Below are 5,146 nucleotides of genomic sequence, written 5' to 3'. Positions count from 1 at the left end.
AATATTATAAAAAATTGAATTTTTGGAAGAAGAAAATAAGAAATCTTATGTATAAAAAATGAAAAGTGTGTACGCTTTGATAATACTGGCTTTCAGCAGAAGATTACAAATTCAAATTACGTCTTATTAGGGGTAGGGAACAAAGTTTTTGCCAAAAAGGTGTTTTAAAAGTAACAAAGTTGTAATATAATTAATATCAACAAAAGAAAAGTAACAAACTTGTAACTTTTAAAAACTAGGAGGAAATATTATGATTAAATATTTAAAAACAACAACAGTCGCCACAATGGCTATACTTACAATGTTAAACACGGGAGCAGTATTTGCGCAAAGCAATAAAGACGTAGCTACAAAAGAATCAGTAGCAGTAGTAAATACAGATAAATTAAATGTAAGAAGTGGACCATCAACTTCATATGATATAATCGGATCGTTTTCAAAAAACGATGGAATAGATTTATTATCTATAAAAAATGGATGGTATAAAATCGAAATGGAAGATGGGAAAATAGCATGGACAAATGGACAATATATAACTTTAGCCGGAGAAGTAACAGCAGATAAATTAAATATAAGAAAAGGACCAGCTACATCATATGATATAGTTGGAAATAAAGTAAAAGAAGATAAAGTAAAAGTATTAAAAGCATTCGAAAATGGATGGTATGAAATAGAGTTAGAAGATGGTGAAACAGGATTTATATGTGGTAAATATGTAGACACTAAAGTTGAAAATGAACACGACTACAGTGAATTAAATAATAAAACTACAACAACTACTACATCAACATCAGCAAAACCAGTATCAACTTCAACTACTCAATCATCATCAAATGTAGTTAAGACTATGACAGTAAGTGCAACTGCATATGCAGGAGATTCAATGACATCTACAGGTGCAATACCTAAAGTAGGTAGAACAATAGCGGTAGACCCAAGTGTAATTCCTTATGGGACAAGAGTTTATATACCAGCACTTGGAGGAGTTTATGTAGCAGAAGACTGTGGTGGTGCTATAAAAGGTAATAAAATAGATATATTTATGGCTAGTGAATCAGCATGTAACTCATGGGGAGTTAGAAGTATAGAAATACAAATATTAAAATAATTTATAACTACTAAGATAAATTCATAATAAAAGAATATAGTTTATAAAATAACTGGAATACATAACGTAATCCAGTTATTTTTATATTTAAGCATTCTATATAAGGTTATAATATGTTATAAAAATTCATTTTATGGAAATACTCCTAATATGTTAAAAAATAGGAAAAGATACTGTTTTATATATAGGAGTGAAAATATGAATACAAAAAATAAAAATATAATAATGATATTACTATTATCTATTTTTGTAATTGCCATATTTACAGGCTTTGAAGCAAAACAATATATAACTATTAAATCAAAACAAAGTTCAATTTATGCAAAAACAAGCGAAATGGTAAATGCACAGACAACTACAATAATCAAAAATAAAAATGGTGCCTACAACGTATTAGGAACAATTATAGTAAATAAAAAATACGGCTTAGGTGAAAATTATACATATAAAAATAATCAAGAATTATTTGATAATGCTACAAATGCTTATAATAATATGAAAAACGCCGCACAAAAAGACGGCATATATTTAAATATAGTCAGTCGATATAGAAGCTATGATGTGCAAGAATATTTATATAAAAGCTATGAAGAAAAATACACTAATGTAGACAAATTTTCTGCAAAACCAGGATATAGTGAACATCAAACAGGTCTAGCATTTGATTTAAATGGAGAAGACCCGCGGACATCAGTAAAAGACAAGTTTGAATTTACAAAAGAATATGAATGGCTTAGAAATAATGCTTATAAATATGGATTTATATTGAGATATCCTAAGGGAAAATCAGATATAACAGGATATAAATTTGAGCCATGGCATTATAGATATGTCGGGGCGAATATAAGTTACAAATTAAGAGAAGGCAATGCCACACTAGAAGAATATTTAAATATCTATTAAATATATTTTAGAGATAGATTGGCGAAAGTGGCTAATTCTCAAGAAAGCGATTTTTTGAAGGGTTAATATACAAATAATACCAAGTATCCAAGTGGTTGACTAAAAAATAAATATAAGGTACTATTAAGTAGCAATAGAAAAAATTGTATAAATAATGAATAGATTATAGGAGGGTGTTGTAATGACTAACCAAGTAATACATACTGAAAATGCACCAGCAGCTATAGGACCATATTCTCAAGCTGTAAAAGCTGGTAACTTATTATTCGTATCAGGACAAGTTCCTTTTGTTCCTGAAACAATGGAAATAGTAGAAGGAGATGTAAAAGCTCAAACTGCTCAATCATTAAAAAACCTTCAAGCTATATTAAAAGAAGCTGGAGCTGATTTCTCAAACGTAGTTAAAACTACAGTATTTATAAAAGATATGAATGAATTCGCTCAAATAAATGAAGTATATGCTGAATATTTCGGTGAAAATAAACCTGCTAGAGCTTGTGTAGAAGTTGCTAGACTTCCAAAAGACGTAAAAGTTGAAATAGAATTAATAGCAGTATTATAATAAGAGATACTGCCTTGACTTTAAGTTAAGGCAGTATTTTTTTAATTATAAGGAAATTATATATTATTAGGTCTATTCATTATTATCTAAAATAATGGACAAAGCCATTGGCGACTGAATTATATAATATTAACGCCTAGATTAAAGTAGTATAGAATCTCCATACTACAATAGATATATTATTTAAAAATAAAAACTCTTATGATATAATCTATAATAGGGTAAATTAAAGAGGTTATAAATAATATAAAATGCAAATGAGGAATTCAAATGGAATATAAATTAATTGTTTCAGATATGGATGGAACACTACTTGGGGATAATCACAAAATAACAAAAGAAAACAAAATAGCTTTGAGTAAAGCGCTTAAGAAAGGTGTTAAAATAGTACCAGCTAGTGGTAGAATTTATAATTCAGCTAGAGAACATTTTGATTTTCTAGATATAAATACACCTTTAATTGCATGTAATGGAGCTATAATTAAAGAAACAAAAACCAACAAGCTTATCTATAAAAATAGCATTCCAAATGATATTTGTTTAAAAATAATAGATATATTTGAAAAAAATAAAATTTACTATCAACTTTATTCTGAAAATACTATGTTATGTAAAAATCTAAGCAGAGAAGATCAAAAGAAAACACAGGATAGACTAAAAAACTTTTTTAATGATGAAATAAATGTTCATTTTGGAGATGATTTAAAAGAGGAAGTATTAAATCATCAAATCTTAAAAATCATAGCTATAGATGATAATGATAGAGATAAATTAAATAATGTTAAAAATGAACTTAATAAAATAGAAGATATTGAAATAACTTCATCTTGGTTTAATAATATAGAAATTATGCACAAAGGTGTAAATAAAGGTGAAGCATTAAAAGAATTAGTAAAATACTTAGGTATAGATAGAAAAGAAGTTATTGCATTTGGCGATAACTACAATGATTTAGACATGCTAAAATTTGCAGGAGTGGGAGTAGTTATGGGAAATGCAGATGAGGCAGTCAAAGAGCAGGGAGATTATGTTACTTCTACAAATACAGAAGATGGAGTAGCAAAAGCAATTTATAAATTTTTAGGAATTTAATTTATAAATTTATTTAAGGGAGATTATACTACAAACTCATATCATTTAATACTTTAAAAGTAATATAAGTTTGGTATAGTTATATAAATATAGAGAGGATTGAAGTATATGAAATTATGGGGTGGACGATTTAGAAAAGGCGAGAATAAATTAATGGAGGAATTCAATAAATCTTTTGGATTTGACTATGTTTTATACAAAAAAGACATTGAAGGAAGTTTAGCTCATGTATATATGCAGGTACAGGTTGGGCTTTTAACTGAAGAAGAAGGAAGACAAATAACAGAAGGTTTAAATTCAATACTAGAAGATATTGAATCTGGCAAGTTACCTTTAAGCGGTGATTATGAGGATATACATAGTTTTGTTGAAATAAATCTAATTAAAAGAATCGGGGATGTAGGTAAAAAGTTACATACTGCTCGTAGCAGAAATGATCAAGTTGCTGTAGATATGAGACTTTACGCTAGAGAAAAGGCAAATGATATCGTAGGTCATATTGTAAACTTAAAAGAAACAATAAAAGAAGTAGCAGATAATAATTCTGTTATTATGCCGGGATATACTCATTTACAAAGAGCACAAGTTGTTACTTTTAAACACCATCTAATGGCATATTATAATATGTTTGATAGAGATGAAAAGAGAATAAAAAATGCTTTAGAAATACTAGATGAATCACCTCTAGGAAGTGGAGCATTAGCAGGAACTACTCATAATATAGATAGAAATATAACTGCACAAAAGTTAGGATTTAAAAAGCCAATGGATAACTTTATGGATGGTGTAAGTGATAGAGACTATCTTCTTGAGTTAATGAGCGATTTTTCAATAATAATGATGCACTTAAGTAGATTAAGTGAAGAATTAATACTGTGGAGTTCTCAAGAATTTAGATTTATAGAAATGGACGACTTATTTACTACAGGAAGTTCTATAATGCCACAAAAGAAAAATCCAGATGGTGCAGAACTTATAAGAGGTAAAGCTGGTAGAGTTTATGGAAACTTATTTGGATTATTTACAGTAATGAAAGGTCTACCACTTGCTTATAACAAAGATATGCAAGAAGACAAAGAAGGATTCTTTGATAGTGTAAAAACTCTTGAAATGTGCCTACAGACTATGGAGGGTATGATAGCGACTTTAAAAGTTAGAGAAGATAATATGAAGAAAGCTGTTAAAGGCGGATTTTTAAATGCTACAGAAGTTGCTGATTATCTAGTAAATAAAAACATACCTTTTAGAGATGCTCATAGTATAGTTGGACAAATAGTTATATATTGTGAAGACAATGATAAAGCTATTGAAGAATTAAAATTAGACGAATTATTAAAGTTTAGTCCAGTATTTGAAGAAGATATATATGACTTTATAGATTATAATAATATAATCGAAAAAGGTATAAAGAAAAACTTAAAATAATAAGAAGTTATAAAACAAAAAAAGCTATGTTTTTAAACATAGCTTTTTATTATTAT

The 5,146-nt window shown here is 28.0% G+C and carries 5 protein-coding genes; all 5 read left to right on the top strand.

Annotation, left to right across the window (positions count from 1 at the left end; all coding sequences use genetic code 11):
* The first annotated feature begins 250 nt into the window (after nucleotides 1-250).
* The 5 genes from I4U58_RS12455 (at nucleotide 251) to argH (ending at nucleotide 5,090) form a co-directional block, all read left to right on the top strand.
* Nucleotides 251-1,108, top strand: a complete 858-nt coding sequence (locus I4U58_RS12455; protein WP_195931666.1) for an SH3 domain-containing protein — start codon at nucleotides 251-253, stop codon at nucleotides 1,106-1,108.
* Nucleotides 1,109-1,306: 198 nt separating this feature from the next.
* Nucleotides 1,307-2,011, top strand: coding sequence for a M15 family metallopeptidase (locus tag I4U58_RS12450; RefSeq protein WP_195931665.1), 705 nt, complete (start codon nucleotides 1,307-1,309; stop codon nucleotides 2,009-2,011).
* A 181-nt stretch (nucleotides 2,012-2,192) separates the two neighbouring features.
* Nucleotides 2,193-2,573, top strand: a complete 381-nt coding sequence (locus tag I4U58_RS12445; RefSeq protein WP_195931664.1) for a RidA family protein — start codon at nucleotides 2,193-2,195, stop codon at nucleotides 2,571-2,573.
* Nucleotides 2,574-2,843: 270 nt separating this feature from the next.
* A complete protein-coding gene (locus I4U58_RS12440) occupies nucleotides 2,844-3,665 on the top strand; it encodes a Cof-type HAD-IIB family hydrolase (RefSeq protein ID WP_195931663.1) in 822 nt (273 codons plus the stop codon).
* 108 nt (nucleotides 3,666-3,773) lie between these two features.
* Entirely contained in the window at nucleotides 3,774-5,090 is a 1,317-nt protein-coding gene (gene argH, locus I4U58_RS12435; protein WP_195931662.1) for an argininosuccinate lyase, read from the top strand.
* Nucleotides 5,091-5,146 lie beyond the last annotated feature (56 nt).

Source organism: Clostridium sp. 1001270J_160509_D11, assembly GCF_015667935.1.
Taxonomy (GTDB): Bacteria; Bacillota; Clostridia; order Peptostreptococcales; family Peptostreptococcaceae; genus Intestinibacter.
Note: the sequence above shows the minus strand (reverse complement) of the source record. Positions and strands in the feature narration are given on the sequence as shown.